This window comes from Eikenella corrodens (genome assembly GCF_003990355.1).
Classification (GTDB): domain Bacteria; phylum Pseudomonadota; class Gammaproteobacteria; order Burkholderiales; family Neisseriaceae; genus Eikenella; species Eikenella corrodens_B.
In genome coordinates, this window is sequence record NZ_CP034670.1 from 1777636 (window position 1) to 1803664 (window position 26029).

Annotated in this window: 28 protein-coding genes and 1 pseudogene; 15 read left to right on the forward strand and 14 right to left on the reverse strand. The window is 54.5% G+C overall.

What is annotated here, in order from left to right; genetic code table 11:
• Positions 1-51 precede the first annotated feature (51 nt).
• From tsf to clpX, 4 genes are all read right to left on the reverse strand, one after another.
• Positions 52-906 carry a translation elongation factor Ts gene (tsf, locus tag ELB75_RS08935; protein WP_126983621.1) on the reverse strand — a complete coding sequence of 285 codons (855 nt, stop codon included), beginning with the start codon at positions 904-906 and terminating at the stop codon, positions 52-54.
• A 131-nt stretch (positions 907-1037) separates the two neighbouring features.
• A complete protein-coding gene (gene rpsB, locus ELB75_RS08940; RefSeq protein ID WP_126983622.1) occupies positions 1038-1781 on the reverse strand; it encodes a 30S ribosomal protein S2 in 744 nt (247 codons plus the stop codon).
• A 144-nt stretch (positions 1782-1925) separates the two neighbouring features.
• Positions 1926-2129 (reverse strand): hypothetical protein, encoded by a 204-nt coding sequence (locus tag ELB75_RS08945; RefSeq protein WP_003822734.1) that lies wholly within the window; start codon positions 2127-2129, stop codon positions 1926-1928.
• Positions 2130-2210: 81 nt separating this feature from the next.
• The gene (gene clpX, locus ELB75_RS08950; protein ID WP_126983623.1) at positions 2211-3461 is read right to left on the reverse strand and encodes an ATP-dependent Clp protease ATP-binding subunit ClpX; all 1251 of its coding nucleotides are present in this window, start codon (positions 3459-3461) and stop codon (positions 2211-2213) included.
• Positions 3462-3765: 304 nt separating this feature from the next.
• Here clpX and ELB75_RS08955 point away from each other — a divergent pair, with 304 nt between their 5' ends.
• Complete coding sequence (locus ELB75_RS08955; protein WP_126983624.1) at positions 3766-4710, forward strand: serine hydrolase; 945 nt, start codon at positions 3766-3768, stop codon at positions 4708-4710.
• Positions 4711-5066: 356 nt separating this feature from the next.
• Here the strand turns inward: ELB75_RS08955 and ELB75_RS08960 are convergent, their stop codons facing one another.
• On the reverse strand, positions 5067-5858 hold the full coding sequence (locus ELB75_RS08960) for a methyltransferase (RefSeq protein WP_126983625.1): 792 nt from the start codon (positions 5856-5858) through the stop codon (positions 5067-5069).
• 108 nt (positions 5859-5966) lie between these two features.
• Positions 5967-6713, reverse strand: coding sequence for a pimeloyl-ACP methyl ester esterase BioH (gene bioH, locus ELB75_RS08965; RefSeq protein WP_126983626.1), 747 nt, complete (start codon positions 6711-6713; stop codon positions 5967-5969).
• Here bioH and ELB75_RS08970 point away from each other — a divergent pair, their 5' ends adjacent.
• The 10 genes from ELB75_RS08970 (at position 6714) to ELB75_RS09015 (ending at position 14699) form a co-directional block, all read left to right on the forward strand.
• A complete protein-coding gene (locus ELB75_RS08970) occupies positions 6714-7469 on the forward strand; it encodes a ComF family protein (RefSeq protein WP_164726864.1) in 756 nt (251 codons plus the stop codon).
• Positions 7470-7578: 109 nt separating this feature from the next.
• A complete protein-coding gene (gene trmL, locus ELB75_RS08975; protein WP_126984272.1) occupies positions 7579-8043 on the forward strand; it encodes a tRNA (uridine(34)/cytosine(34)/5-carboxymethylaminomethyluridine(34)-2'-O)-methyltransferase TrmL in 465 nt (154 codons plus the stop codon).
• Between the two features lie 105 nt (positions 8044-8148).
• The gene (locus ELB75_RS08980) at positions 8149-8886 is read left to right on the forward strand and encodes a septal ring lytic transglycosylase RlpA family protein (protein WP_431306060.1); all 738 of its coding nucleotides are present in this window, start codon (positions 8149-8151) and stop codon (positions 8884-8886) included.
• A 289-nt stretch (positions 8887-9175) separates the two neighbouring features.
• Positions 9176-9448, forward strand: coding sequence for a type B 50S ribosomal protein L31 (locus ELB75_RS08985; protein WP_126983629.1), 273 nt, complete (start codon positions 9176-9178; stop codon positions 9446-9448).
• Between the two features lies 1 nt (position 9449).
• On the forward strand, positions 9450-9575 hold the full coding sequence (ykgO, locus tag ELB75_RS08990; protein ID WP_126983630.1) for a type B 50S ribosomal protein L36: 126 nt from the start codon (positions 9450-9452) through the stop codon (positions 9573-9575).
• 321 nt (positions 9576-9896) lie between these two features.
• Positions 9897-10589, forward strand: a complete 693-nt coding sequence (locus ELB75_RS08995) for a DUF502 domain-containing protein (protein ID WP_126983631.1) — start codon at positions 9897-9899, stop codon at positions 10587-10589.
• Positions 10590-10629: 40 nt separating this feature from the next.
• Positions 10630-11337 carry a hypothetical protein gene (locus ELB75_RS09000; protein ID WP_126983632.1) on the forward strand — a complete coding sequence of 236 codons (708 nt, stop codon included), beginning with the start codon at positions 10630-10632 and terminating at the stop codon, positions 11335-11337.
• 67 nt (positions 11338-11404) lie between these two features.
• The gene (gene aspS / locus ELB75_RS09005; RefSeq protein ID WP_126983633.1) at positions 11405-13213 is read left to right on the forward strand and encodes an aspartate--tRNA ligase; all 1809 of its coding nucleotides are present in this window, start codon (positions 11405-11407) and stop codon (positions 13211-13213) included.
• Positions 13214-13535: 322 nt separating this feature from the next.
• Positions 13536-13997 (forward strand): transcriptional regulator NrdR, encoded by a 462-nt coding sequence (gene nrdR / locus ELB75_RS09010; protein ID WP_035580086.1) that lies wholly within the window; start codon positions 13536-13538, stop codon positions 13995-13997.
• A 105-nt stretch (positions 13998-14102) separates the two neighbouring features.
• A complete protein-coding gene (locus tag ELB75_RS09015) occupies positions 14103-14699 on the forward strand; it encodes a hypothetical protein (RefSeq protein ID WP_126983634.1) in 597 nt (198 codons plus the stop codon).
• Positions 14700-14996: 297 nt separating this feature from the next.
• On the opposite strand, the gene ELB75_RS09020 is transcribed toward ELB75_RS09015, so the two are convergent.
• The 7 genes from ELB75_RS09020 to ELB75_RS09050 form a co-directional block, all read right to left on the reverse strand.
• Positions 14997-15197 carry a DUF2788 domain-containing protein gene (locus tag ELB75_RS09020; RefSeq protein ID WP_003823051.1) on the reverse strand — a complete coding sequence of 67 codons (201 nt, stop codon included), beginning with the start codon at positions 15195-15197 and terminating at the stop codon, positions 14997-14999.
• A gap of 99 nt (positions 15198-15296) precedes the next feature.
• The gene (gene argH / locus ELB75_RS09025) at positions 15297-16688 is read right to left on the reverse strand and encodes an argininosuccinate lyase (RefSeq protein ID WP_126983635.1); all 1392 of its coding nucleotides are present in this window, start codon (positions 16686-16688) and stop codon (positions 15297-15299) included.
• 80 nt (positions 16689-16768) lie between these two features.
• On the reverse strand, positions 16769-17218 hold the full coding sequence (locus ELB75_RS09030; RefSeq protein WP_126983636.1) for a type II toxin-antitoxin system death-on-curing family toxin: 450 nt from the start codon (positions 17216-17218) through the stop codon (positions 16769-16771).
• Positions 17219-18241 (reverse strand): DNA-binding protein, encoded by a 1023-nt coding sequence (locus ELB75_RS09035; RefSeq protein WP_126983637.1) that lies wholly within the window; start codon positions 18239-18241, stop codon positions 17219-17221.
• Positions 18242-18363: 122 nt separating this feature from the next.
• Positions 18364-19014, reverse strand: a complete 651-nt coding sequence (locus ELB75_RS09040) for a hypothetical protein (protein WP_126983638.1) — start codon at positions 19012-19014, stop codon at positions 18364-18366.
• 74 nt (positions 19015-19088) lie between these two features.
• Positions 19089-19580, reverse strand: a complete 492-nt coding sequence (gene greB / locus ELB75_RS09045; RefSeq protein WP_126983639.1) for a transcription elongation factor GreB — start codon at positions 19578-19580, stop codon at positions 19089-19091.
• A 39-nt stretch (positions 19581-19619) separates the two neighbouring features.
• Entirely contained in the window at positions 19620-21011 is a 1392-nt protein-coding gene (locus tag ELB75_RS09050) for a DHA2 family efflux MFS transporter permease subunit (protein WP_206501445.1), read from the reverse strand.
• 266 nt (positions 21012-21277) lie between these two features.
• On the opposite strand from ELB75_RS09050, the gene ELB75_RS09055 reads away from it, so the two are divergent.
• From ELB75_RS09055 to rarD, 3 genes are all read left to right on the forward strand, one after another.
• Positions 21278-22318, forward strand: a complete 1041-nt coding sequence (locus tag ELB75_RS09055) for a type IV pilus twitching motility protein PilT (RefSeq protein ID WP_126983640.1) — start codon at positions 21278-21280, stop codon at positions 22316-22318.
• A 525-nt stretch (positions 22319-22843) separates the two neighbouring features.
• Entirely contained in the window at positions 22844-24034 is a 1191-nt protein-coding gene (locus tag ELB75_RS09060) for a PilT/PilU family type 4a pilus ATPase (RefSeq protein ID WP_241236132.1), read from the forward strand.
• Positions 24035-24299: 265 nt separating this feature from the next.
• On the forward strand, positions 24300-25199 hold the full coding sequence (rarD, locus tag ELB75_RS09065; protein WP_126983642.1) for an EamA family transporter RarD: 900 nt from the start codon (positions 24300-24302) through the stop codon (positions 25197-25199).
• A 68-nt stretch (positions 25200-25267) separates the two neighbouring features.
• Here the strand turns inward: rarD and ELB75_RS09070 are convergent.
• A pseudogene (locus ELB75_RS09070) lies at positions 25268-25429 on the reverse strand (IS30 family transposase); the annotation flags it as partial.
• Between the two features lie 162 nt (positions 25430-25591).
• Between ELB75_RS09070 and ELB75_RS09075 the strand changes: the two are divergent.
• Positions 25592-25825, forward strand: a complete 234-nt coding sequence (locus tag ELB75_RS09075) for an alternative ribosome-rescue factor A (protein WP_126983643.1) — start codon at positions 25592-25594, stop codon at positions 25823-25825.
• Positions 25826-26029: the final 204 nt, after the last annotated feature.

Genomic DNA, 26029 nt, shown 5'->3' on the forward strand with positions numbered 1-26029 from the left:
ATAAAACAGCCCCTATCCCAACGGAACAGAGGCTGTTAAATATAAGTAAAATTACACTTTGGCAGCAGCAGCTACTTCGGCGGCGTAATCCACTTCTTTTTTCTCGATACCGTCGCCCACTTTAAAGCGGACGAAGTTCACGATCTCTGTACCCTGTTGTTTCAGGAACTGCTCAATAGTCTGATCAGGGTTCATCACGAAAGGTTGGCCCAGCAGCGTTACTTCAGCCAAGAATTTCTTCACGCGGCCTTCCACCATTTTGGCGGCGATTTCGGCGGGCTTGCCGGAGGCAATCGCCTGCTCGGTGTAGATATGGCGCTCTTTAGCCACCACTTCGGGATCAACCTGCTCGGCAGAAATACATTGTGGCTTAGAAGCCACGATGTGCATACCAACGTGACGGGCAGTGGTTTCATCGCCTTTGTATTCCACCAGCACGCCTTCGGTGGCGGCAGCGCCGTGGATGTAGGTAGTAAGGTTGTTGGCAGCTTCAATGATTTCAAAGCGGCGTACAGAAATGTTTTCGCCCAATTTGGCAATCACGGCTTTACGCTCGCCTTCCACCAACTCGGCCAAAGCTTCAACAGTGGCTGGTTTTTTCTCAGCAGCAGTTTTGGCTACGAATTGGGCAAAGGCGATGAAGCCCGCATCTTTAGCCACGAAGTCGGTTTCGCAGTTCACTTCCACCAAGGCGCCCACATTGCCTTCAATGGCATAAGCCAATACGCCTTCGGCAGCGGTACGGCCGGCCAGTTTGCTGGCTTTGGCGCCGGATTTAATACGCAGGATTTCTTCAGCTTTGGCCATGTCGCCATCGGCTTCCACCAGGGCTTTTTTGCATTCCATCATGCCCAAGCCAGTGGCGGCGCGCAGATCAGCAACCATTTTTGCGGTAATTGCAGACATTATTTACTCCTGTTTTATTGAGAAACGCGGCCGGATGCCGCGCTTTGGATAAATTGAAGGCTACCTGAAAGGCCGGATTGGGCGCCCGCTTGTTGAAACGGTGTCTTCAGGTAGCCTCATACGGGATCCGCTTAGGCAGATTCGGTTTCGTCAGCAGCAGCCTGTTGTGCGGCGGCTACGGTTTCGGCCAAGGCCTGGTTTTTGCCTTCCAATACGGCATCAGCGATACCGCGGCAGTATAGACGGATGGCTTTGGCGGAGTCGTCGTTACCAGGGATAACGTATTTCACTCCTTCCGGATCGTTGTTGGTATCCACCACGCCGATTACCGGGATGCCCAGTTTGCCGGCTTCGGTCAGCGTACCTTTCTGGTAGCCGGTGTCAATCACGAAAATGGCGTCGGGCAGGCCTTTCATGTTTTTGATGCCGCCGAGTGAGCGTTCCAGCTTTTCCACTTCGCGCTGAATGGTGAGCAGTTCTTTTTTGTTGTAACCGCTGGCTTCGGCATTTTCCAAAATGGCAGCTTTTTCTTCCAAGCGTTTGATAGACTGCTTAACGGTTTTGTAGTTGGTCAGCATGCCGCCCAACCAGCGGTGATCCACATAGGGCATACCGGCACGGGTGGCTTCTTCACGCACGATGTCGCGGGCTTGGCGCTTGGTGCCGACAAACAGAATGGTGCCTTTGTTGGCAGCCAAACGGCGAACGGCGTCTTGCGCTTCCTGGAACAGGGGCAGGGTTTTTTCCAAGTTTACGATATGGATTTTGTTGCGGGCGCCGAAAATGTATTGTTCCATTTTCGGGTTCCAGTAACGGGTCTGATGACCGAAGTGAACACCTGCTTCCAACATCTGGCGCATAGTAATTTGAGACATTTATTTTCCTTACAAAGGGTTATAGCAAACATCAATGCACACAGAATCTCAAAACCGAGACACCCTTTGGTGCAAGATGCGAGCGTTAAGATAAAAAAGAAACAGCTTTCAAAACGAAAGCTGCGGGATTATAGGGGGAAAGTGTTATTTTGGCAAGGCTTCCCTACCCTGCTTTTCTTCCTGTTTGAGGCGTTTGTTGCGCAAACGGATATAAACCACCCAAAACGCAAACAACGTGGGCAATATCGTCCACACCACCAAATAAATCAGCATCCGAGCCAACGATGGCTGCGCGAGGGCAAACATCAGGGTAACAAAGATATAGCCGATAAAAACAATGTGCCACATAGCGTCTTCCCAATAGGGCTGCCTGAAAACCGAGGCTACCTGAAACCGAATGGATATTTTCAGGTAGCCTCATGCCTACTGCTACGGCAGTTGATATTCCTGCCCGTCGGCCGTGAGAAGCTTGGGCTGACAGTTATCGTTAATCACTGTCTCGTCAATCACCACGGTTTTCACCTGCTCTTTAATATCCGGCAGTCGAAACATGGTTTCCAATAGTGCGCGTTCCACAATCGAACGCAGGCCGCGCGCACCGGTTTTGCGCTGCATGGCAAGTTTGGCGATGCTGCGCAGGGCAGACGGCTGCACTTTCAGCTCTACCCCTTCCATTTCAAACAGCGTTTGATATTGTTTCACCAAGGCATTTTTCGGCTCAGTCAGGATGTTGATCAGTGCTTCTTCATTCAACTCGGCCAGTGTGGCGATCACCGGCAAACGGCCGATCAGCTCAGGAATCAGACCGAATTTAATCAAATCTTCCGGCTCGACAATTTCAAACAGCTCAGTAACGTCGGCATCTTCGTCTTTGCTGTGCACCGAAGCGCCAAAGCCGATACCGCCCTTTTCCGTACGCTGGCGGATAACCTTTTCCAAACCGGCAAAGGCGCCACCGCAGATAAATAGGATGTTGGTGGTATCCACCTGAATAAAATCCTGATTCGGGTGTTTGCGCCCACCCTGCGGTGGTACGGATGCCACCGTGCCTTCAATCAGTTTCAGCAAAGCCTGTTGCACGCCCTCGCCGGACACATCGCGGGTAATCGAGGGGTTGTCGCTCTTACGGGAAATCTTGTCGATTTCATCAATATAAACAATCCCTTTTTGCGCCTTTTCCACATTAAAATCGCAATTACCCAAGAGCTTGGTAATAATCTGCTCCACGTCTTCGCCCACATAGCCGGCTTCGGTAAGCGTGGTGGCATCAGCCATAACAAACGGCACATCCAAACGCCGTGCCAAACTTTGCGCCAGCAGGGTTTTGCCCGAGCCGGTGGGGCCGATGAGCAAAATGTTGGATTTGGCCAACTCCACATTATCGCCCTCTTTCGGATGGCGCAGGCGTTTGTAGTGGTTGTACACCGCTACCGCCAGCACCTTTTTGGCCTGTTCTTGGCCGATAACGTGCTGGTTCAAATTGCTGACGATTTCAGCCGGCGTAGGCAGCCGGTCTTCGCCGGAGTGCGTTTCGCCTGCCGCTGCGCCCTCGCTGTGGATCATGTGGCTGCAGGTATCAATGCACTCGTTGCAAATCAAGGCATTATCGCCTTCAATCAGGTTTTTTACTTCATTTTCCGATTTGCCGCAGAAAGAACAGTATCGGGTTTCGTTGCTCATTTGATGTGATTCCGCAATGTAATGTGTTGTGCCGTAAGAAGATGGCAAAGCGTGGAAGTATATAGGGGAATTCCGCTCATATCAACGCGGATACCGCCGCCATCAGCGCCGCAACCCAATCATTACCTTCATAGCAAAACCTGCCCTTTACAAAAATTCTTTTACACTATCTAGGGTTTACAAAACTGCATTTTTTATCGAAAATAAGCGGGTTTTCATTTTTATCGTTAAAACAAATATTTGCCCAATGCAACGGCAAGCCGCCTAACGGCATTGCCGCACAACAAACTGATAGGTAACGAAATTGTTTGCAATTAGAAAGACTTGGATTATTTTAGCCACTGGACTGAGCCTGGCCTTAGCCAGCCTGCCCGCCGCTGCGCAAGATGATATCGATGTGCTTGGCCAGTTCCTCGAACAAAACCTGCCCGTGCAAGACGATCCGCTCGGCACTTTCCTCAGCAGCCGCCCGGCCGAACGGGTGGAAGCCCAGGCTGCCGTAGCCGGGCCGCTGCTCACTTCGCAATCCGCACTAATTATGAATGGCCGCAGCGGCGAGATCCTGTATCAAAAAGGTATCGACCAAGTCCGTCCCATCGCTTCCATTTCCAAGCTGATGGCCGCCATGGTGGTGCTGGATGCCCGCCAGAACATGAATGAAACCCTGGAAATCACCGAAGCCGAAATCGACCGCCTCAAAGGCACCGGTAGCCGTCTTTCTGTGGGCACCACCCTCACCCGCCGCGAAATGCTGCACCTGGGCCTGATGAGCAGCGAAAACCGCGCCATCCACGCCCTTGCCCGCAACTATCCCGGCGGCCTGTCTGCCTTCATGAGCGCCATGAACCGAAAAGCGCAGAGCCTCGGCATGCAGCAAACCCGTTTCTACGACCCCACCGGCCTTGATTTCCGCAATGTATCCACCGCCCGCGATTTAAGCCTGATGGTGCGTGCCGCCCACGAATACCCGCTTATCCGCCAATTCTCCACTTCCAATTCCGGCTCCGCCCAAACCAGCAACGGCCGAGTGCAGCAATACCACAACTCCAACGCCTTGGTGCGCGAGGGCACTTGGAATATCTCCCTGCAGAAAACCGGCTACATCCGCGAAAGCGGCCGCTCCATGGTGCTGTATGCCAATGTACAGCGCCAGCCGCTGATTATCGTGCTGCTCAATTCCCCCTCGCCCACCACCCGCGTAAACGATGCGCGCGCAATTCAAAACTGGGTAAACGGCCGCGAAATTTAAGCCTAATCGGCTGGTACACATGCCAAATAAAGGCTACCTGAAAATAGATGCTTTCTTTTTTCAGGTAGCCTTTTGCCAACCACATGCCTGCCGTCACTAGTTGGCTTTACGGATTGAACATACATAAAGGCTACCTGAAAACGTAACTTCCACAAAGTTATAGTGGATTAAATTTAAATCAGGACAAGGCGGCGAGCCGCAGACAGTACACACGTTACGGCAAGGCGAGACACCGCTGTACTGGTTTAAATTTAATCCACTATAAATGTTTCATCAACCCATTAGCTCTTCAGCCATAATAAAGGCTACCTGAAACACTATTTTCAGGTAGCCTTTGATCCAAGCAACAAACCAAGCTATCTCCGCCTCGGATAAAACTGCACCACATTTTCATTCTCCGGCAGCTGCAGTTTTTTCACCGCATGGCCGTACACGGTTTCCAGCGTTACCGTGTACAGCAGCCCTTGTGCAAAACCTTCGTTCACCGCGGCGCGGGCAGAGGCTTCGTCGGTAAACTGCAAAGCCGTCCAAATACCCAGCGTGTCCATATCCTGCCAAAAGGTTTCGGCGCGGGTGTAGGACAGCTCCAGCTTAGCGGTGTCCATCACCGGATCGTAGAAGCCGTGGTGGAACAGCATATCGCCCAAGTCGTGCATATCGGCAAACGGGCTGACCACATCGATGTTGCGCGTTTTCAGGTAGCCTGTGATTTCAATCAGCGTATCGAGGCCGAAATGGGTGAGAAACAGCAGGCCGTCGGTTTTCAGCGCGCGCGCCCAGTTTTCAATCACTGGCACGGGCTGGTCGGCCGAGGGAACCAAACCAAGGTTGCACCACAGCCAATCAGCCTGCGCCTCAGGCAGCGGGGTTTCGGGCGTTTGGCAGTGCTGCGGCACGGTTTTGCCTTTACCGGCAAGGCGTTGCCAAAAGCCGGTTTGGCGCGCAGCCGCAGCTGCCTGCAGATAGTCGGCACGGCTGTCGTATTCGCTGAACGCGGCTTGCGGATAACGTTCGGCCAGCAGGCGTCGGCTGCAATCGCCGTCGGCGCCGAACAGTAAAATATGCTGTGGTGCGGCGGCAATCAGCGGCAGTCGTTGGTCGGTATCTTCGGCAAGGCGGCGGTGGATCAGCCAGCAGTCGGTAGTCATTTTTCAGGTAGCCTGTGGTGTGTGTGGCTTTCGGGTAGCCTGCCTGAGGCTACCTGAAAGCATCCGTTTCAATGAAGTTAAAATGATTTTTTTATGTTTTTCAGCCTGCTATGTTTTTTCAGGTAGCCCGATAAAGGCTCGGTAGGCGGCAGAAAATTCATCGGCATGGCTCAAAAACGGAATATGCGCCGCCTTTTCAATCATCAGCAGGCGGCTATTTGGCAGCTGGCGGTGCAGGTATTCGCCCATGCGCGGCGGGGTGATGCCGTCTTTGCCGCCGAACACAAGCAACACGGGGCACTGTACCTGCGGCAGCAAGGCGCGGGCATCGGTGCGCACCACGGCATCCAATGCAGCTTGCAGGCCGGGCGGTACGCCGTGGCGGATGATCTCCGGCAGCACTTCGTCGGCGAGGTGGGCGCGTTCGGGGATGTGCAGAAATTGCAGCTGCAAAAACTGGCGCATATATTTGGCAAAATCTTGGGCAAACAGCGGTATCATCTTGCCCAACGCGGGTTTGGCCAAACCTTCGGGATAATCCGGCGCGGCAGTAAGGCGGGCAAAACTGGCGGTCAGGCACAGGCTGCGCACTTTTTCGGGATGACGCGCAGCCATGTGCAGCGCCACCAGCCCGCCGAGCGACCAGCCGAGCAGGTGTGCGGGCTCGCTTAACTGTGCCGCCAGCGAGTCGGCCACGGCAGCCACATCGAACGTGCCATTGAACCCAGCCGTGCCGTGGCCGGGCAAATCGGGCGCGGCAACGCAGCATTCGGGCAGGCCGGCAGCCAGCAGGTCAAAGATATGATGGTTGGCCGCCCAACCGTGCAACAGCAAAACATTTACGGAATCAGACATATGGCGCTTTCAACTTGGTTAGCCGGACAGTGGCGGCGATTTCGCTCCACAGAAACCCGCTTTGCTCGTTTTCAGGTAGCCTCCGGCCGGGGCAAACGCTGCGTATTATGCCACGAATTGTCCGGCAGCCAGGCATTGTGCGGCGGCTGCACGGCGGATTTGCACTGTCTGCGATCGGATGCGCACCGCCGCTGCCCGCTGTGCGCCGGCATTTCCGCTTCCGGCCTGCCGTGCGGCCACTGCCAACGCAAACCGCCGCCGCAAACCCTGCTCCACGCCTCTTTCGCCTACCGGCCGCCGCTGAGCAACCTGCTGTATGCCTACAAATTCCTCGGCCGCAACGATTTATATGCCGCCTTGGCCGAGCTGATGCTGGCCGAGCCGCCCGTGTGGCCGACTCCGCCGGATTTGGTGATGACAATGCCTTTGAGCGTGCGGCGGCTGCACAAGCGCGGTTTCAACCAAAGCCTGCTGCTGGCCGAGGCCATAGCCAAACACCTGAATCTCCCGTTATTACCGCCGTTTGCGGTAACCCGCGCCCACCGCCCGGCACAAAGCACCCTGCCACGCAACGAACGCGCCAAAAACGTGCGCGGCATTTTTCAGGTAGCCCCGGCGGCGGATGTAAAGAACCGTCATGTGCTGTTAATCGACGACGTTGTTACCAGCGGCGCAACAATCGGCGAACTTGCCCGAACTTTGCAGCGGGCGGGGGCTGCGGCGGTTTATGGCTGGACGCTCGCCCGAGCCGAATGAAAAAAAATTGACTACCCCGCCCCGCTGCGGCATCATGCCGCACGTTTCCCAAACGGCTGGTTTGTTGCAAATCAGCCTTATTTATTTGAATTTCGCTGCATATCGCTTCATGTTCAGCATTGTTTTATACCAACCCGAAATCCCACCCAACACCGGCAACATCATCCGCCTGTGCGCCAACAGCGGCGCCGATCTGCATTTGGTGAAGCCGCTGGGTTTCCCGTTGGATTCGGCCAAAATGAAGCGCGCCGGGCTCGATTATCACGAATTTGCCCGCATCAGCCTGCACGAAACCTTTGAAGACTGCCTTGCCGCCTTACAAGGGCGCCGCATTTTCGCGCTCACCACCAAAGGCCGCACCCGCCCCGACCAAGCCGAGTTTCAGCCGGGCGATGTTTTCCTGTTCGGCCCCGAAACCCGCGGCCTGCCGGCAGCAATCCTAGAAAGGCTACCTGAAAACCAAAAACTGCGCCTGCCCATGATGCCCGGCAGCCGCAGCATGAACCTTTCCAACACGGTGGCCGTGATGCTGTATGAAGCATGGCGGCAAAACGGCTACCAAGGCGGTATCTGACCGCCACCAACCCCATCCACTCAAGAAACGGAGTTTGTTTTGGCTAAATTGAAAAATGCCTTCTTTATCGGCATCACTGCCGCCATCGGTCTGTGCACCACCCTGATCAGCACTGCCGCCGCCGAGCCCAAAGCCGCGCCGGCCAAACCTGCCCCGCAGCAATACCACAGCCAGGGCAGCATTCATTTAGACGCCGTCGCCAAACCCGAACGGCTACACCAATCCGCCAACCGCAGCTACCGGGTACGCGGCGTGCGCTACACCCCGATGACCGACGTGCGCCAATTCAGCCAAACCGGCCGCGCATCCTGGTATGGCCGCCAATTCCACGGCCGCCTCACCGCCTCCGGCGAGCGTTACGACATGAACCTCATGACCGCCGCCCACAAAACCCTACCCATCCCCAGCTATGCCCGCGTAACCAACCTGTCCAACGGCAAAAGCGTGGTGGTGCGCATCAACGACCGCGGCCCCTTCCACAGCAGCCGCGTCATCGACGTATCCCAATCTGCCGCCCGCCAGCTCGGCTTCATCAACGCCGGTACCGCCAACGTGCGCATCGAACAAATCCTGCCCAACCAGGCACGCGCCGAAGCCGAAAACCAACAGCCCGCCGCCAAACCAGCCGGCAATATTTATGTGGATTTGCGCCGCTTCGACCAGCGCAAAGCCGCCTACGACTATGTCGTACAAACCACCACCCGCCTGCGCCACGCCAACAATACCAGCCAACAGGTATTCATGGTGCCGCAGCGCAACGGCGGCTTCCTCGTCCGTATGGGCCCGTTCACCCACCAAGACAAGGCCGATCAAACCAAGGCTGCGGTTACTACCGAACTGTAATCGCCAACTATCGGCAAACAGGCTACCTGAAAACGCAGCGCAGCGGAGTTTCTGCGCAGCTAAACTTTCAGGTAGCCTGTTTCTTATCCGCCGCCACTCAAAATATAGTGGATTAACAAAAATCAGGACAAGGCGGCGAACCGTAGGCAGTACACACGTTACGGCAAGGCAAGCCAACGCTGTACTGGTTTTTGTTAATTCACTATAGTTTAATCAAGAATAATTCTTGTCTTGCCAAATCATCCGGCTTATGATTAAATGTTATGGTATAATGTTTGAAAGGCAATTCATGAAACCCAATATCCACCCCGAAAACTACCGCACCGTCCTGTTTTTCGACAGCAGTGCCAACGAAGGCTGGCTCATCCGCTCCTGCGCCCCCACCAGCAACACCATGCAATGGAAAGACGGCAAAGAATACCCCGTATTCATGCTCGACACCTCTGCTGCATCCCACCCCGTTTATACCGGCCAGCAACGCGAGCACAGCAAACAAGGCCGTGCCAGCGCATTCAACCAACGCTACGGCAGCATAATTTCCGCTCTGAAAAAGGATAACTGAAATGCAAGTCCTCTCCTCGCTCAAAACTGCTAAAACCCGCCATCGCGACTGCCAAGTGGTACGCCGTCGGGGCAAAGTGTACGTAATCTGCAAAAGCAATCCCCGCTTCAAGGTTCGGCAACGTTAAAAGCAAATCTCGACTAAACAATAGGCTACCTGAAAGCCATTTCCGCGAAGCCAACACCTCTTTCGGCAACGCCCATTTTCCGATTCCGATTCAACACGCATAGGCCGTTGCCGAATCTAAGGTTTTTGCAAACCAGGCGTTGGCTTCGCGGAAACGGTTTTCAGGCAGCCTTTCTCCCACTGTGAAACCCAATCATGCCGTGGCATCAAACCGGCCACTATCCCGTCAATAAATCCAACCCCTCCCCGCAAAGCCCTCGTTTATTCCACCGCAAACGCGTATAATGCGCCACTTTTACTAAGTCATTCCTACGGGATAGACATGAGCGAGCAAACACCGTCAGAAAGCAGCGGCATCGGCAAAGCCATCAAGCGCTACCTGATTACCGGCCTCCTAGTCTGGCTGCCCATCACCATCACCCTGTGGGTGGTAACCTACATCGTTTCCACCACCGACCACCTCTTCAACCTGCTGCCCACCCAATGGCAGCCGGAGAGCTACCTCGGCTTCAACATCCCCGGCCTCGGCTTCATCCTGGCCATCGTTGTGCTGTTTGTAACCGGCGTGCTCGGCGCCAACGTGCTCGGGCGCAAAGTGATTGAAGGCTGGGATTCGCTCCTGGGACGGATCCCCGTGGTGAAATCCATCTACTCCAGCGTAAAAAAAGTGTCCGAGAGCCTGCTCTCCGACAACAGCCGCTCGTTCAAAACCCCCGTGCTCGTGCCGTTCCCGCAGCCCGATATTTGGACGATTGCCTTCGTATCCGGCAGCCTTTCCGAAGCATTGCAGCAAGGGCTACCTGAAAACGAAGAATACCTCTCCGTATACGTGCCCACCACGCCCAACCCCACCGGCGGCTACTACATCTTCGTGCGCAAACAAGACATCCGCCCCCTGGCCATGAGCGTGGACGAAGCGTTGAAATATGTGATTTCGCTGGGCATGGTGGCGCCGGATGAGCACAAAAACGGCAAATTGGCTGCTCCGGCCAAGCTGCCCGAGGCTACCGAATGATTTTTCAGGTAGCAGATTAGCTTGATAAATGGAAAACATTATGAGATCTAAATGGGTGCTAGTTGGTTTACTAAGTATTGCCAGCTACTCTTTTGCAGATAGCAATAAAACTATTAATGGTGTAGATTTTTTACAAATAGGTACTCCTAAATCTACAATTTTATCTAGAGCTAGGCAACTAGATGGGAAGCAACAAGCGACAAATGAAGACGAACATTCTTTTCACCCACCAGCTGATCCCATTATTTTTGAGAAAATTAAATTACACAATTTAGAATTTGATTGGGTTAGTGTCTATTTTGAAAACAACCAACTATATCGTATGGAAATCTTCTATTCCCCATGGAAAATTAACAACGAAATGGGTGGTTTCTCATTTGACCAAAAAATTCACCATAACTTTCAAAATTTAATAGCAAATCTTAAAAACCAGTATGATTTTGGCAATGGTACAGAAACTGAAAAATTTGAAGGTGTTGGTGGTGATCATGCCTGCGATAGGCCTGTGATCATTAGAAATAAAATATGGAACATCCAAAGCGCTAGCCATATCATTGCTACCTATACTGAAACACAAATGATTGAGCTTACAAGTTATAGAGTATTGAGCATTAACGATGCCGCAACTATGGGTTGTCAATATCCAGCTGAAGCTAGCATCATTATTTATGATAAAAACATCAATAACCAAGTTTTACTACTCAATGATCAAAAACGATTAGAGTGGGAACAAAACAATCCAAACTAAACTATAAATTTATTTAAACTCCTATTTTCAGGTAACCTAAAATCCATTTTTCAATTAAGGAATAAATATGCGTACCAACTACTGCGGCCTCATTAGCGAGCAATACCTCGACCAAACCGTCACCGTCAAAGGCTGGGTGCACCGCCGGCGCGACCACGGCGGCGTGATTTTTATCGACCTGCGTGACCGAGAAGGCATTGTCCAAGTCGTGATTGACCCCGACACTCCCGAAGCGTTTGCGCTGGCCGATTCTGCCCGCAACGAATATGTTTTGAGCATCACCGGCCGCGTGCGCAACCGCCCCGAAGGCACCACCAACGACAAAATGGTGTCCGGCAAAATCGAGATTTTGGCCAAAGAAATCGAAATCCTGAACCCCGCCGCCACGCCGCCGTTCATGATTGACGACGAAAACATCAGCGAAACCGTGCGCCTGCAAAACCGCGTCATCGACCTGCGCCGCCCCGTGATGCAGCGCAATCTGCGCCTGCGTTATCAGGTAGCCATGGGCGTACGCCGCTATTTGGACGCGCAAGGCTTCATCGACATCGAAACGCCGATGCTGACCCGCTCCACCCCCGAAGGCGCACGCGACTACCTCGTGCCGAGCCGTGTGCATCCCGGCGAATTCTTCGCCCTGCCCCAATCGCCGCAACTCTTCAAACAACTGTTGATGGTGGCAGGCTTCGATCGTTACTACCAAATCACCAAATGCTTCCGCGACGAAGACCTGCGTGCCGACCGCCAGCCTGAATTCACCCAAATCGACTTGGAAACCTCGTTCCTGAACGAGGATGAAATCATGGACATCACCGAGGGCATGGCCAAACAGGTGTTCAAAGACGCGCTGGGCGTGGAACTGGGCGATTTCCCGCGTATGCCCTATTCCGAAGCCATGTTCTACTACGGCTCCGACAAGCCCGATATGCGCATCAGCCTGAAATTCACCGAGCTGACCGATTTGATGAAAACGGAAGAATTCAAAGTATTCCGTGGCGCAGCCGATATGAAAGGCGGCCGCGTGGTGGCTCTGCGCGTGCCCAACGGCGCGAAACTCAGCCGCAAGGAAATCGACGAATACACCCAATTTGCCGGCATCTACGGCGCGAAAGGCTTGGCCTACATCAAAGTCAATGATGTAACCAATTTGAGCAACGGCGAAAACAGCGGTTTGCAGTCGCCCATCGTCAAATTCCTGTCCGAAAGCAGCCTGCAGGAAATCATCAAACGCACCGGCGCGCAAAACGGCGACATCATCTTCTTCGGCGCGGACAAAGCCAAAGTAGTGAACGAAGCCATTGGCGCATTGCGGATTAAAATCGGCAAAGAGCACGGTGCGGAAAACGGCTACTTTGTGGACGAATGGAAACCACTGTGGGTGGTGGATTTCCCGATGTTCGAATACGACGAAGAAAACGACCGCTGGGCCGCCATGCACCATCCGTTCACCTCACCCAAACCCGGCCATGAAGACCTGATGGAATCCGACCCCGAAAACTGCCTGGCCCGCGCCTACGACATGGTTCTGAACGGCTGGGAAATCGGCGGCGGCTCCATCCGTATCCACCGTGCCGACATTCAGGAAAAAGTGTTCGCCGCACTGAAAATCACGCCTGAAGAGCAGCAGGAAAAATTCGGTTTCCTCTTGGACAACCTGAAATTCGGCGCACCGCCGCACGGTGGTTTGGCCTTCGGCCTCGACCGTTTGGTGGCCTTGATGGCGCAAGCCGAATCCATCCGCGATGTGATTGCCTTCCCGAAAACGCAACGCGCGCAAGACCTGCTGGTGGACGCCCCCAACCATGTGGACGAACTCCAACTGCGCGAACTGCACCTGCGCCTACGCCAGAAGCAAACCGAGCAGAAAGAAGCGTAAACTGCCAAACACACAGCCTGAAAACACCGCAGTTTTCAGGCTGTGTTTTATTCTGAACCATAGTGCTTGCAACTGTATTTCAGGATAGGCAAAGTCATAATGGCTACATATAGTGGATTAACAAAAATCAGGACAAGGCGGCGAGCCGCAGACAGTACACACGTTACGGCAAGGCGAGACAACGCCGTACTGGTTTTTGTTAATTCACTATACCAAGCAAACCAACACCACAGGAAAAAAATTAATACTTTGGTTATGGTGCTCGCTTAGAGTACAATACCCACAGCAAACTGCTGTTATATAAAATATTAACTCCCAACCTATGAAATGCCCCTTCTGCCACCATAACAACACCCAAGTAATCGACTCCCGGCTGCTGGAAGAACAAAACAGCATCCGCCGCCGTCGCCGCTGCGCTGCCTGCGACCGCCGCTTCAGCACCTACGAAACCGTAGAGCTGCGGATGCCGCAGATTATCAAAAACAACGGCGAGCGCGTTATGTTTGATCCGCTCAAACTGCAAACCAGCCTGCAACGCGCCCTGCACAAACGCCCTATTTCCGCCGAAGCCATCGAACACACCGTGCACGAAATTGAAGAGTGCCTGTATAAAACCGGCAGCAAAGAAGTGCCCTCTCGCCTGATTGGCGAATTGGTGATGGAACGGCTTGCCAAGCTCGACCAAGTGGCGTATGTGCGCTTCGCCTCCGTGTATAAAAGCTTTAAAGACGTGGCCGAATTTACCCGTACCGTAGCCGGACTGGAACGCACCGACCATTCCTAGCCTCATCCCCGCAATGCTGCGCAAAATCCTGCAAACCCGCTGCGCCATGCAGCCCGTTTTGCTATACTGCGCTCCGTTTACGTTTACTGACTCCAAGGAAAACCCATGAATCACTCCCGCACATCCCTCCTCCTGCTTGCCCTTTCAGGCAGCCTCTTGTTAGCCGGCTGCAACCAACAGGCCGAAACCTCCGTGGTTGCCCCCAGCGCCAGCGAAGTAGCCGCTGCTTCCGCAACTGCTGCCGCATCTGCCGCCGCACAAAATCCCAGCCAAACCCTGGCTACCGAAGACGGCGTCATCAGCCTCACCGTAAACGGCCATTTTGAAGACAAACTAGCCGAAGCCGCCCAATATGTCGACGGCGCCGACAGCAACAAACCCAGCCTGCTGCAATACGACGCCGACCAAGACATCACCATCACCGTCAGCAACTTCGGCGCTCCCAAGCAGCCGGCCGAAGCCTACTTCGCCAAACTGAACGAAAGCCTGAAAGCCGACCAAAGCCTGAAAGACACCGCCGTAGACACCCCTGCCGACCAGCGCATGGGCTACCGCTTCAGCCACGGACAAGACGATAACGCGCTCAACGAAAGCTGCGTAGCCGTGTATGCCAAAAACCTCTATACCGTCTGCGCCGCCAGCAGCACCGCCTCCCTCCCCGAGCTGGATGCCCTGCTGAAAAACCTCACGGTAAAACAATAAACCTCATACCAAACAATCCGCCGAGCTGCCAAAGCCCAGCGGATTTTGTTTGCTTGCCCGTATTACCGTTTTGCTTGTTGCCATATAGCTATAGTGAATTAACAAAAACCAGTACGGCGTTGGCACGCCTTGCCGTAACGTGTGTACTGTTTGCGGCTCGCCGCCTTGTCCTGATTTTTGTTAATCCACTATATAAGCAAGCCAGCTTAATTTCCGCCACAGCGGCGGCCTGCCCTGTCGCACCGGCTGCGGCTACCTGAAAACCAAGAACCATGCTTTTCAGGTAGCCTGAATCTGCTACTTCAAAATCACATTCACCAACACTTCTTTCATCAAAAAGCCCATCACGCCCAGGCCAAGCACAAAAAACAGCACGGCCATGCCGAATTTGCTGGCGCCGGATTTTTTGCCCAAGTCCCAAATAATGAAGCCGATGAAGATAACCAGCACGCTGAGGCCGATTTTCATACCCCAGGCGGAAAGTTGGGCTTCGGTCATGATGTTTCCTTTTTAATTAAGATGGTGTGAAGGGCGCATTATATCGCTAAAGTTTGTGCAAGGCAGCGGGGCGGCAACAGGCTACCTGAAAGATACGCATCATGCGTTTTCTTTCAATATCTCGCGCCAGCGGGCTACCTGAAACCTCACCTGATCCGGTGCGGTGCCGCCCAAGTGGTTGCGGGCGTTCAGGCTGCCTTCGGGGGTGAGCACTTCATAAACATCGTTTTCAATCAATGTGCTGAAGCCTTGCAGCACGGTGATCGGCAGGTCTTCCAGCCCGCAGCCTGCCTGTTCGGCGTGGCGCACGGCTTGGGCGACGGCTTCGTGGCTGTCGCGGAAGGGCAGGCCTTTTTTCACCAGATAATCGGCCAAATCGGTGGCGGTGGCGAAGCCTTGCAGCACGGCGGCGCGCATGGCTTCGGGCTTCACGGTGATGCCGCGCATCATATCGGCGTAAATCCGCAGCGTGTCGATGAGCGTGTCCACCGTGTCAAACAGCGGCTCTTTGTCTTCCTGATTGTCTTTGTTATACGCCAGCGGCTGGGATTTCATCAGCATTATCAGGCCGGTGAGATGGCCGATGACGCGGCCGGATTTGCCGCGCACGAGTTCGGGCACGTCGGGGTTTTTCTTCTGCGGCATGATGGACGAACCGGTGCAGAAGCGGTCGGCGATGTCGATGAAGCCGAAGCGGGGCGACATCCACAAAATCAGTTCTTCGGACAGGCGGCTCAAATGCACCATCACCAGCGAGGCGGCGGCGGTAAATTCGATGGCGAAGTCGCGGTCGGACACGGCATCGAGCGAGTTTTGGCAGATTTGCTCGAAGCCCAACAGCGCGGCGGTGGTTTCGCGGCGGACGGGGAAGGTGGTGCCGGCCAGCGCGGCAGCGCCCAGCGGCATGCGGTTGGTGCGGCGGCGGCAGTCGGCCATGCGTTCGTCGTCGCGGCCGAACATTTCCACATAGGCGAGCAGGTGGTGGCCGAAGCTGACGGGCTGGGCTACCTGAAGATGCGTGAAGCCGGGCATGACGGTGGCGGCGTTTTGCTCGGCCAAATCGAGCAGGGCAGCCTGCAAATCTTTAATCAGGCGGCGGATGGCGGAGATTTCGTCGCGCAGCCATAGGCGGATGTCGGTGGCGACTTGGTCGTTGCGGCTGCGGCCGGTGTGCAGGCGTTTGCCGGCATCGCCGATTTTGTCGGTGAGGCGGCGTTCGATGTTCATGTGCACGTCTTCCAAATCAAGCGACCATTGCAGGCAGCCTGCTTCGATTTCGGCTTGGATTTCGGCCATGCCGTGCCGGATGTCGGCCAAATCCTGCGCGGAGAGCACGCCGGCTTCGTGCAGCATCTGCGCGTGCGCGAGCGAGCCTTGGATGTCCCAGCGGGCAAGGCGTTGGTCGAAACCAATCGAGCCGGTGTATTGTTTGACGAGTTCGGACACGGGCTCGTTGAAGCGGCCGGACCAGGTTTTGTTGTCGGTGGTCATGATGGGGTTCCTTTGTATGAAGTTGGGGGATAGGATGGGGTGCAGGCTGCTTTTGCTATCCGGGATAAAGGGCAGCCTTATTATTCGCTGATGGCGCAGAATAATTCATATTTCAGGCTTTCGGAAAATTCGTCTTCGTTTTCAATAATGGACGTAACCATTTTCAGCAACAATTCTTTTGAAATTTTACTTTCGGCAAGCCACACCACGATATTTTCCATTTCAAGCACGAATTTCCTAATGCAATAATCGTAACCGTTTATTTCCAGAAAATATGCGCCTAAAACCAGGCTGGAACGTTTGTTGCCGTCGCAGAAAGCATGTAATTTATTGATGGAATATACCAAATGGGCGAGTTTTTCTTCAAAGGTCGGATAATACAGGTCGTTTTGTATATGTGCCAATGCACTCTCCAGCCTGCCTTCCCCGTCAGGATAAATGCCGTCCAGGCCTCCCGATTTCTCAATAATCCATTTATGGGTTTGCACGGCGTGATAAACATCGAAATAAAAAACAGGTATTTCCGACATTTACCGCTCCTTCAAGCGTTTCAATACGGCCATGGTTTCTTCGGTATCTTCCAACTGTTCCTGCAAAGAGCGGCTTTTCTCCCCCAAGAACCGGTCGAAATCGCCCGTTGGGATTTCTTGGATATAGCACGCCAGTTTTTCGTGCAATGCCTCCCTGAACCCCAAATCCCTGCTCGACATTTTTACCCTGGCATCCATAATAAACGGCTGAAGATAGGGGTTGTCGGCAGCTTCTTCTATTAATTTGTCCAATTCTCCGGGCAGCAGTTTCCTACCCAACTGCTCCGACTGTTTTTTCAATTCCGCCACCAATCCGTTTTCGAGGCTGCCGATTGCCTTTAAAACTTCCGAATACATGGTGTCCCGTGTTTTGTCCTTTGCGGCCAGATTTAATATTTTTTTATATTCTTTCGTGTTTTCACAAAATACGGCCTGATAAATTTTGTCGGTATAAACGGCATATTTATGGTTGCCCATTTCCAAAAAATCCCTCAGGGCATCGGTAAACTGCTTGCGGTAGCTTTCTTCCATGTAGGCTGACGGCAGATAGTCGCTGTCGCGCTGGTTGATAAACTTGGTGCTGCCGCCGGATTTTTTGGCAATCACATCAATAACGATATCGAGCATCCGGCTGCGGATGGCCTTTGCTTGTTCGCTCTCGGTAACCAGCATGGCGAGATTGAGTACGGCTCGGAAGGAAAAAATACCAAGAATGGAAGCCTTCGTGCCGATGGTAGCGACATTTGTGTCGCCACCATGAGCTAGTTTAATGTTTTTCAGAGAATTTCCGCGCAACACCCGGTAACCGTTCCTTTTCAGTTCATCGCTATATTTTTCGATATAGCGTTCAATTGTCCTTTCATCTACATCCAAAATAACAGCAACCTGCTGCTTGGTAAAAACGGTTTCGCCTTCAAAGCCCAAGCCGCCAAGCTGCAAGCTGTTTTCCAGTTCGCTCACGGCATATTGGTTATTCAGAATATTGCTGCGCGCGACAAGGGAGGTGGTCAAATCTCGGCTCATTGCTCCGTCCTTATGTTCAAAATGTCTTCGCACCGATGATTGGCGAATTATGGCTGCCTCAGTCCGGTAAGTGCGCGGGTTTCAGGTAGCCCCGAGCATGGGTTGCCCGAACCGCGGCTATCTCACGATTTATATTGCAGCTTTTGGATAATGGCAAGCCGTTCGGCTTCGTTTTCCGCGTCTATCAGGCTTTGCAGGATTTTCGGCAGGCGTTTGCCGTGCGGCAGGGTGAAGACGGGGAGGGACAGTGAGTAGTATTTGGCGTTATTGATGATTTCAGTCTGCTCATCCAAATCGGCAAGGGCTTGCTCCATTTCGGCCAATGTGGCTTCCACTTGTTCGTCTGTGGCATTGTCGGGCAGTGGTGTGAGCACGATTTCGGTAAGCTCGGGCATGTCATTGGCTTGTATGGTGAGGTAGGCGGACATGAATTCGATGCTTGGGTAGCTTAAGTTATGCCAAGCATAAAATGCTTCTTTACGGTAACGCGGCTTGTTCGTGCCATTGAGCGGAGTTTCACTGAATTTAGTGTGGATAAACAGGCCTTTGGGGCTGAGCGTGAGCTTGGGGCGGCGGTCGATCAGGGTGTAGAAGAACGGAATGAGGAAAGCTGTCAGAAAGATGATGCCCAGTACGACAAAAGCGGAAGGAATACTGTCGAACGGCAGCAAAAGCAGCGTGATGGCAATGGTGGTACAAGTGGAAAGCGGCAGAGCTAGGCGGCGTAAAACAGCTAGGGGGCTGTTGTATAAGGTGTATTCGTTGGCGGGCATAGCAGTCTCTTTTTATGGAAATAATGGAAATAAATAGCGTTTCAGGTAGCCTTATTTGTTGCCCTCCGGCACAACTACTCTATCTTCACATAATTCACGGCCAACACTTCAATCTCCTCCCGGCCTTCCGGCCCATGGAACACGATTTCGTCGCCTTCGCTGGCTTTGAGCAGGGCGCGGGCGAGTGGGGAAGTCCAGGAAATCTTGTGGCGGGCGGTGTCGATTTCGTCCACGCCCACGATGCGCACGGTTTGCTCTTCGCCGTTGCCGCGCAGCAGCTCCACGGTGGCGCCGAAAAAGATTTGGTCGGTGGCCTCACGGGTTTCGGGGTCGACCACTTGCGCCGCTTCCAGCCGTTTGGTGAGGAAGCGGATGCGGCGGTCGATTTCGCGCATGCGGCGCTTGCCGTAGAGATAGTCGCCGTTTTCGCTGCGGTCGCCGTTGCTGGCGGCCCAGTTGACGATTTGCACGATTTCGGGGCGCTCTTTGTTCACCAGCTGGTAGAGCTCGTCTTTCAATGCCTGCCAGCCGACTGGGGTAATGTAGTTGGGGGTGGTGTTGCTCATGATGGCTTTCAAATTTGTTCAAATGTGCGGATGAAGGTTTCAGGTAGCCCTGCGGTTTAAATGCCCGCCGTCGCCGGCATGCAGTTTGGCCAGCAGCCACAGCAGCACCAGGCCGAAGGTGGCCAGCGACAGGTAGGTGTAGCTGAAGGCCTGTTCCAGCAGCGCGCCGGTTTCGCCCACGGCGGCACGGTACGCACCCAAAATCACGGCGGCCACGGCAATGCCGATGCCGATGCCCACCTGTTGCACCACGCTGAGCATGGTCGAACCCGCGCTGGCTTCTTCGTTCGATAAATCGCCGACGGTGAGGGTGTTGATGGCGGTAAACATCAAGGATTGGCACAGGCCGAAGCAGGTGGCCAGCAGCATATAAAACGTTATCGAGCTGTGCGAATCGAGCAGCGACAGCGCAGCCACCACGGCCGACATGGCCACAGCCACGCCCAAGAGCGTGCCTTTATAGCCGAAGCGCACCAGAATCGGCGCAGTAAACGGCTTCATCAAAATCGAGCTCAACGCCACCGGCGCAAGCATCCAGCCCGCCATTTCGGCATTGTAGCCAAAGGCTACCTGAAGCATCAGCGGCACCAGGAAAGGGATGCCGGAAGAGAGCACGCGGAACATCAAATTGGCAGCCAGCCCGACGCTGAACGTGTGCACCCGGAACAGCGAAAGCGGCAGCAGCGGATTTTTAGCCCGCCGCGCATACGCGGCATACAGCCACATGGCCGCCGCGCCCAACCCGATAACTGCTAGGGCGCGGCGGCCGTTGTGCAGGTTTTCCGCCGCCAGCTCCAGCCCGTAGGTAATCCCCACCAGGCCGCCGGCAAACAGCAGAAAGCCCAACCAATCCAAGGGCTGCACGGCGGCCCGCACATTGGGCATATAGCGTCCGGCAATGGCGATACCGAACAGGCCGATGGGGATATTGATGAAGAAAATCCAGTGCCAAGAAAGATTTACCGCCATCCAACCGCCCAAAATCGGCCCGACGATGGGGCCGATGAGGCCGGTCATCGACATCAAATTCCATGCCGCCACCAATTCCGACTTAGGCACGGTGCGGATAATCGCCAGCCGCGCCAACGGCAGCATCAGTGCGCCGCCCGCGCCCTGCAGTATCCGCGCGGCCACCAGCCAATCCAGCGTGGGCGACACGGCGCAGGCCACCGAACCGAGCACGAATACCGTCACCGCCAGCCGGAACACATTAAGCGTGCCCAACCGGTCGGCCAGCCAGCCCGAGAGCGGAATCAGTGCGGCTACGGTAAGCGCATAGCTGATGATAGCCAGCTCCATTTGCAGCGGTGATTCGCGCAGGCTTGCCGACATCACCGGCAACGCGGTATTCAAAATGGTGGCGTCCAGCGACTGCATAAACAGCGCCATCGCCGCCGTCCAGGCCAAGCCTTTTTGTTGCGGGGTCATCATGGAATGGGAATGTACGTTCTATCGTTAGTATCGGATGTGAGGCTACCTGAAAACGGGAAAACAGATTTTCAGGTAGCCCCTGCCCGGCAGCCGCCACCCCGGCCTAAAGCCGGAAACAGGCCGAAACCGCGCACCCTGTTTCAGATAACCGCCAATTTTACAGGAAAATACAAGTTTTCCTTTATTTATCCCGCCATCTTTATTTACAATGAACTGTTTTTAGCAAAACTGCAAAAAAATTTACTGAAAAGGGAGTTTCAAAAGCCATGCAGATTACCGACTTACTCGCGTTCAGCGTGAAAAACAAAGCATCCGACTTGCACCTCTCCGCCGGCCTGCCACCCATGATCCGCGTGCACGGCGACGTGCGCCGCATCAACCTGCCGGAAATGAGCGCCGAAGAAGTGGGCAACATGATCGCCTCCATCATGAACGACCACCAGCGCAAAGACTACCAACAACGGCTGGAAACCGACTTTTCCTTCGAGCTGCCCAACATCGCCCGTTTCCGTGTGAACGCATTCAACACCGAACGCGGCCCGGCCGCCGTGTTCCGTACCATTCCCAGCAAAGTGCTCACGCTGGAAGAATTGAACGCGCCCAAAGTGTTCCAAAAAATTTCCGACCAACCGCGCGGCCTGGTGCTGGTAACCGGCCCTACCGGTTCCGGCAAATCCACCACCCTGGCGGCGATGATCAACTACATCAACGAAAATCATCATCACCACATCCTCACCATCGAAGACCCGATCGAGTTTGTGCACGAAAGTAAGCAGTGCCTGGTGAACCAACGCGAACTGCACCAACATACCCACAGCTTTGCCAACGCCCTGCGCTCCGCACTGCGTGAAGACCCGGATATCATCCTGGTGGGTGAGATGCGCGACCCGGAAACCATCGGCTTGGCGCTCACCGCTGCCGAAACCGGCCACTTGGTATTCGCCACCCTGCATACCACCGGTGCCGCCAAAACCGTGGACCGTATTATCGACGTGTTCCCCGCCGGCGAAAAAGAGATGGTGCGCTCTATGCTTTCCGAATCACTGCGCGCCGTGATTTCGCAAACCCTGCTCAAAACCAAAGACGGCAAAGGCCGCGTGGCCGCGCACGAAATCCTGATTTCCACCGCCGCCGTGCGCAACCTGATCCGCGAAAACAAAATCGCCCAAATCGGTTCTGCCCTGCAAACAGGCCAGGCGCATGGTATGCAGACGCTCGACCAATCCCTGCAGTCACTGCTCAAACGCGGCATTATCAGCATCGATGCCGCCCGCGCCAAAGCGCAGAACCCCGACCAACTCGTCTAAACCGACAATCGTACAAGGGAAAACATCATGTCAAACGATCAGCACAAACAAAACTTGGCCGAGCTGCTCTCCGAAATGGCCAACCAGGGTGGCGATATGCCGCCCGAGCCTACCCCCGTTTCCTCTGCCATGATGCCGAATGGCGATTTAGCCGCCGTGGAAAGCCGGCTGGCCGCCGGCACGCTCGATATTCCTCCGCTGCCCGATTTGCCCGAAAGTGCATTCGGCGAGCCGGAGTTGATCGAGCCCGATTTCGTGGCACAGCCTATCACCCCGCCCGCACAGCCGGTACAACCGCGAACAGCAAAGCAGATACAGCAGCCGAAACTCAAATCCAAATACGCCGCCGCCCTCGCCCCCAAAGCTGCCCAGCCGATGCAAGCCCCGGCCAAACCGGCTCAGCCTGTTCCGCAGCAACCCGCACCGACACAAGCGCAACCCCAACCGAAGCCCGCTCCACAACTCCAAGCAGCCCCGCAACAGCCTGCTGCCAGACCCGTACCGGCCGTACCCAACCACCCGCCGCTGCATGCCGAGCCCGCGCAGCCAGTCGGCCACGGCCCGAATCAGCACTTAACCCGTGAGCGCGCCAAACTGCACCCGCTGCTGGAAAAAATGGCTGACGAATCGCTCAAACGCAATGCTTCCGATATCTTCATCAGCAGCAACTTCCCGCCTTCGTTCAAAATCGACGGCACGTTGGTGCCGATCCCGGTGAAACCGCTCACCGAAGAAGAAGCCGCACAAATCGTTTATTCCACCTTCAACGACGAGCAAAAAGCCAAATTCCCGGTAGAGTGGGAGCTGAACTATTCCCTGCAATCGCAAAACGGCATCCGTTTCCGTGTGAACGCCTACCACGAGCAAGGCCGCATCGGCTTGGTAATGCGCCGCATCACCACCAACATCCTCACCATCGACGACCTGCGACTGCCGCAAGTACTCAAAGAGCTCTCCATGCGCAAGCGCGGCCTGATTATCCTGGCCGGCCCCACCGGTTCCGGCAAATCCACTTCGCAGGCCGCGATGCTCGACTGGCGTAACAAACACTCCGCCGGCCACATCGTAACCATCGAAGACCCGATCGAGTATATCCACAGCCCGATCAAGAGCATCATCACCCAACGCGAAGTCGGCCTCGACACCCACAGCTGGGGCGCGGCCGTACAAAGCGCCATGCGTCAGGCGCCCGACGTAGTCTGCGTGGGTGAGGTGCGTAACGAACACTCCATGGAATATGCCCTGCAACTGGCGCAAACCGGCCACTTGTGCTTCTTCACCATCCACGCCACCAACGCCAGCCAAACCGTTGAGCGTATTATGAACTTGTATCCCGAAGAGCGGCATCAGCAGATTCTGATGGACTTGGCGCTGAACCTGGTGGCCATTATCGGCCAGCGCCTGGTGCTGAAAAAAGGCGGCAAAGGCCGAAACGCCATCATCGACCTGCTCATCAACACCCCCGCCATGCAGGACCACGTGTTCAAAAACGAGCTTTTGGAAGCCCGCGAACTGATGGAACGCGCTGAAGACGACGGCATGCAAACCTTCGACCAAGACTTGTTCCGCCTCTACATCAACGGCGAAATCGACTACGACGAAGCCCTGCGCCAGGCCGAATCCGCCAACGACTTGCGCCTGCGCATCAAGCTCTACGAAGAAGGCCGCGAAAGCACACATATCTTCGAACGCGTAAACGATTTGAACCTGATGTAAACAGCTACCAAAGGCTGAGAGAGGCTACCTGAAAAACACCCGACGGATTTTCAGGTAGCCTCTACCGTTTTCATATCAATAGGCAGACTGTCTTAATACCTTGCCTTTTCTCGCCAAATACCTACTATTTCATACCAGATGGCGAGTTGATGAGTACAAATAGCACAGCAGCGTGCACCCATACTGAAAAAATACAATCATTTAACTACTCCCACCCTTGTAACCAAAACTTTCAGGTAGCCTCTACACCATCCGCCAACACATCATGAATACCACCTACTCCACCGAATACCGCCGCGGCCTCTACTGCGTCATCGGCTGCTACCTGATTTGGGGCTTCTTCCCGCTCTACTGGCTGCCCCTGGTCGGCCAGCCCATCGACGCCGGGCAGCTGATGGCACACCGTATCGTATGGGCATCGCTGCTCGCCATCGGCGCGGTGGCCTGCTTGCCTTCCGCCCGCACCCTGCTCGCACAAGCCGTCAAAAGCCGCCAAACCCTCACCGCCTTCGCCGTCTGCTCCACCCTATTGGCGGCAAACTGGCTGCTCTATTTGGCCGCCATCACCCAACGGCAGGTATTGCAAGCCAGCCTGGGCTACTTCATCGCACCACTCGCCAGCATCTTCTGCGGCCGCCTGTTTCTGCGCGAAGCCCTGCGCCCGCTGCAAATCGGCGCGATTCTGTTGGCCATCGTGGGCGTGGTGTGGCTTTCCGCATGGGGCGGGCAGATGCCTTGGATTGCACTGGGCATCGGCGTGAGCTGGAGCATATACGGCCTGTTGCGCAAACTCGCCCCGCTGCCCGCCCTGCCCGGCTTCACGCTGGAAACCCTGATGCTGCTGCCCTTTGCCCTCCTGTATCTGGGCTGGCACTATCGGCACGGCAGCCTGGTTTTCGCCCAACTGCCGCCCCTGCCCCTGGTCATCGTAATCGGCAGCGGCGCCGCCACCATGATTCCGCTGCTGCTGTTTGCCGCCGCCGCACAACGCATCCGCCTCACCACCATCGGCATACTGCAATATCTTTCCCCCAGCCTGCAATTCCTGCTCGGCCTCACCGCCTTCCACGAGCCGTTCAGCCGTATGCAGTTTGCCGGTTATTTGTGGGTATGGGCAGGCGTGGCACTGTTTGTGTGGGGCGCACGTAAAACAAAGGCTACCTGAAAACCGCTGCACCGATTTTCAGGTAGCCTCAATCTTGAGCCGATTCCAAGCATGCTTACATTCGGATTTCAAGTGCAACACTCAGATACTGGCGGTTGGAACAGATTCAAGAATAAAACACTTGGCGTTTCGCAGCCAAGTGTTTTTCTTGGCCGGTGGTTCAACTCATCTTGCACCCTGCGTATCTCCCGATCACTGATGTTTCGGAAATCGGTTTGTTTGGGGAAGTATAGTGGATTAACAAAAATCAGAACAAGGCGGCGAGCCGCAGACAGCACACACGTTACGGCAAGGCGAGACAACGCTGTACTGTTTTTTGTTAATTCACTATACTTGCTGAAATGATAAAGATAGGTTTAACAATTCAAGATACAAAACAAAAGGAAAGCCCTATGGCACATCAACTCAATAAAGGCAAAATCCGTGATAACGCATTCAAAGCGCTGATGCGCTCCAATCTGTTCCGGCACAAAACGGAACGCAAAAAGAAAGGCAAAGGCAGCTACAACAGGCAGGCAGCCAAAAAATGGCGGGACGGTTTTGAACAACCGCCCCGTTTTGATTTGTATCGCTACACTGACAACCACCTCAGCCCTCCCTGCCCGCCTCCCATTCCGTGCAGGTAGCTTTTTCAACGCTCCATGTTTTGTAATGTGCCAACATCGCCACACCGCCTTGCCACCGATGCAAACCATCCGTTTTTAAGCATTATCAACTATCTATTTATCATTTTATATCCAGCCGTTGAAAAATAGCTTGTTTGAAATTCCGCTGATTCGTACCATCAATATCCCTATTAAATCCGCTCATTCCGACATACCCACTGGCCG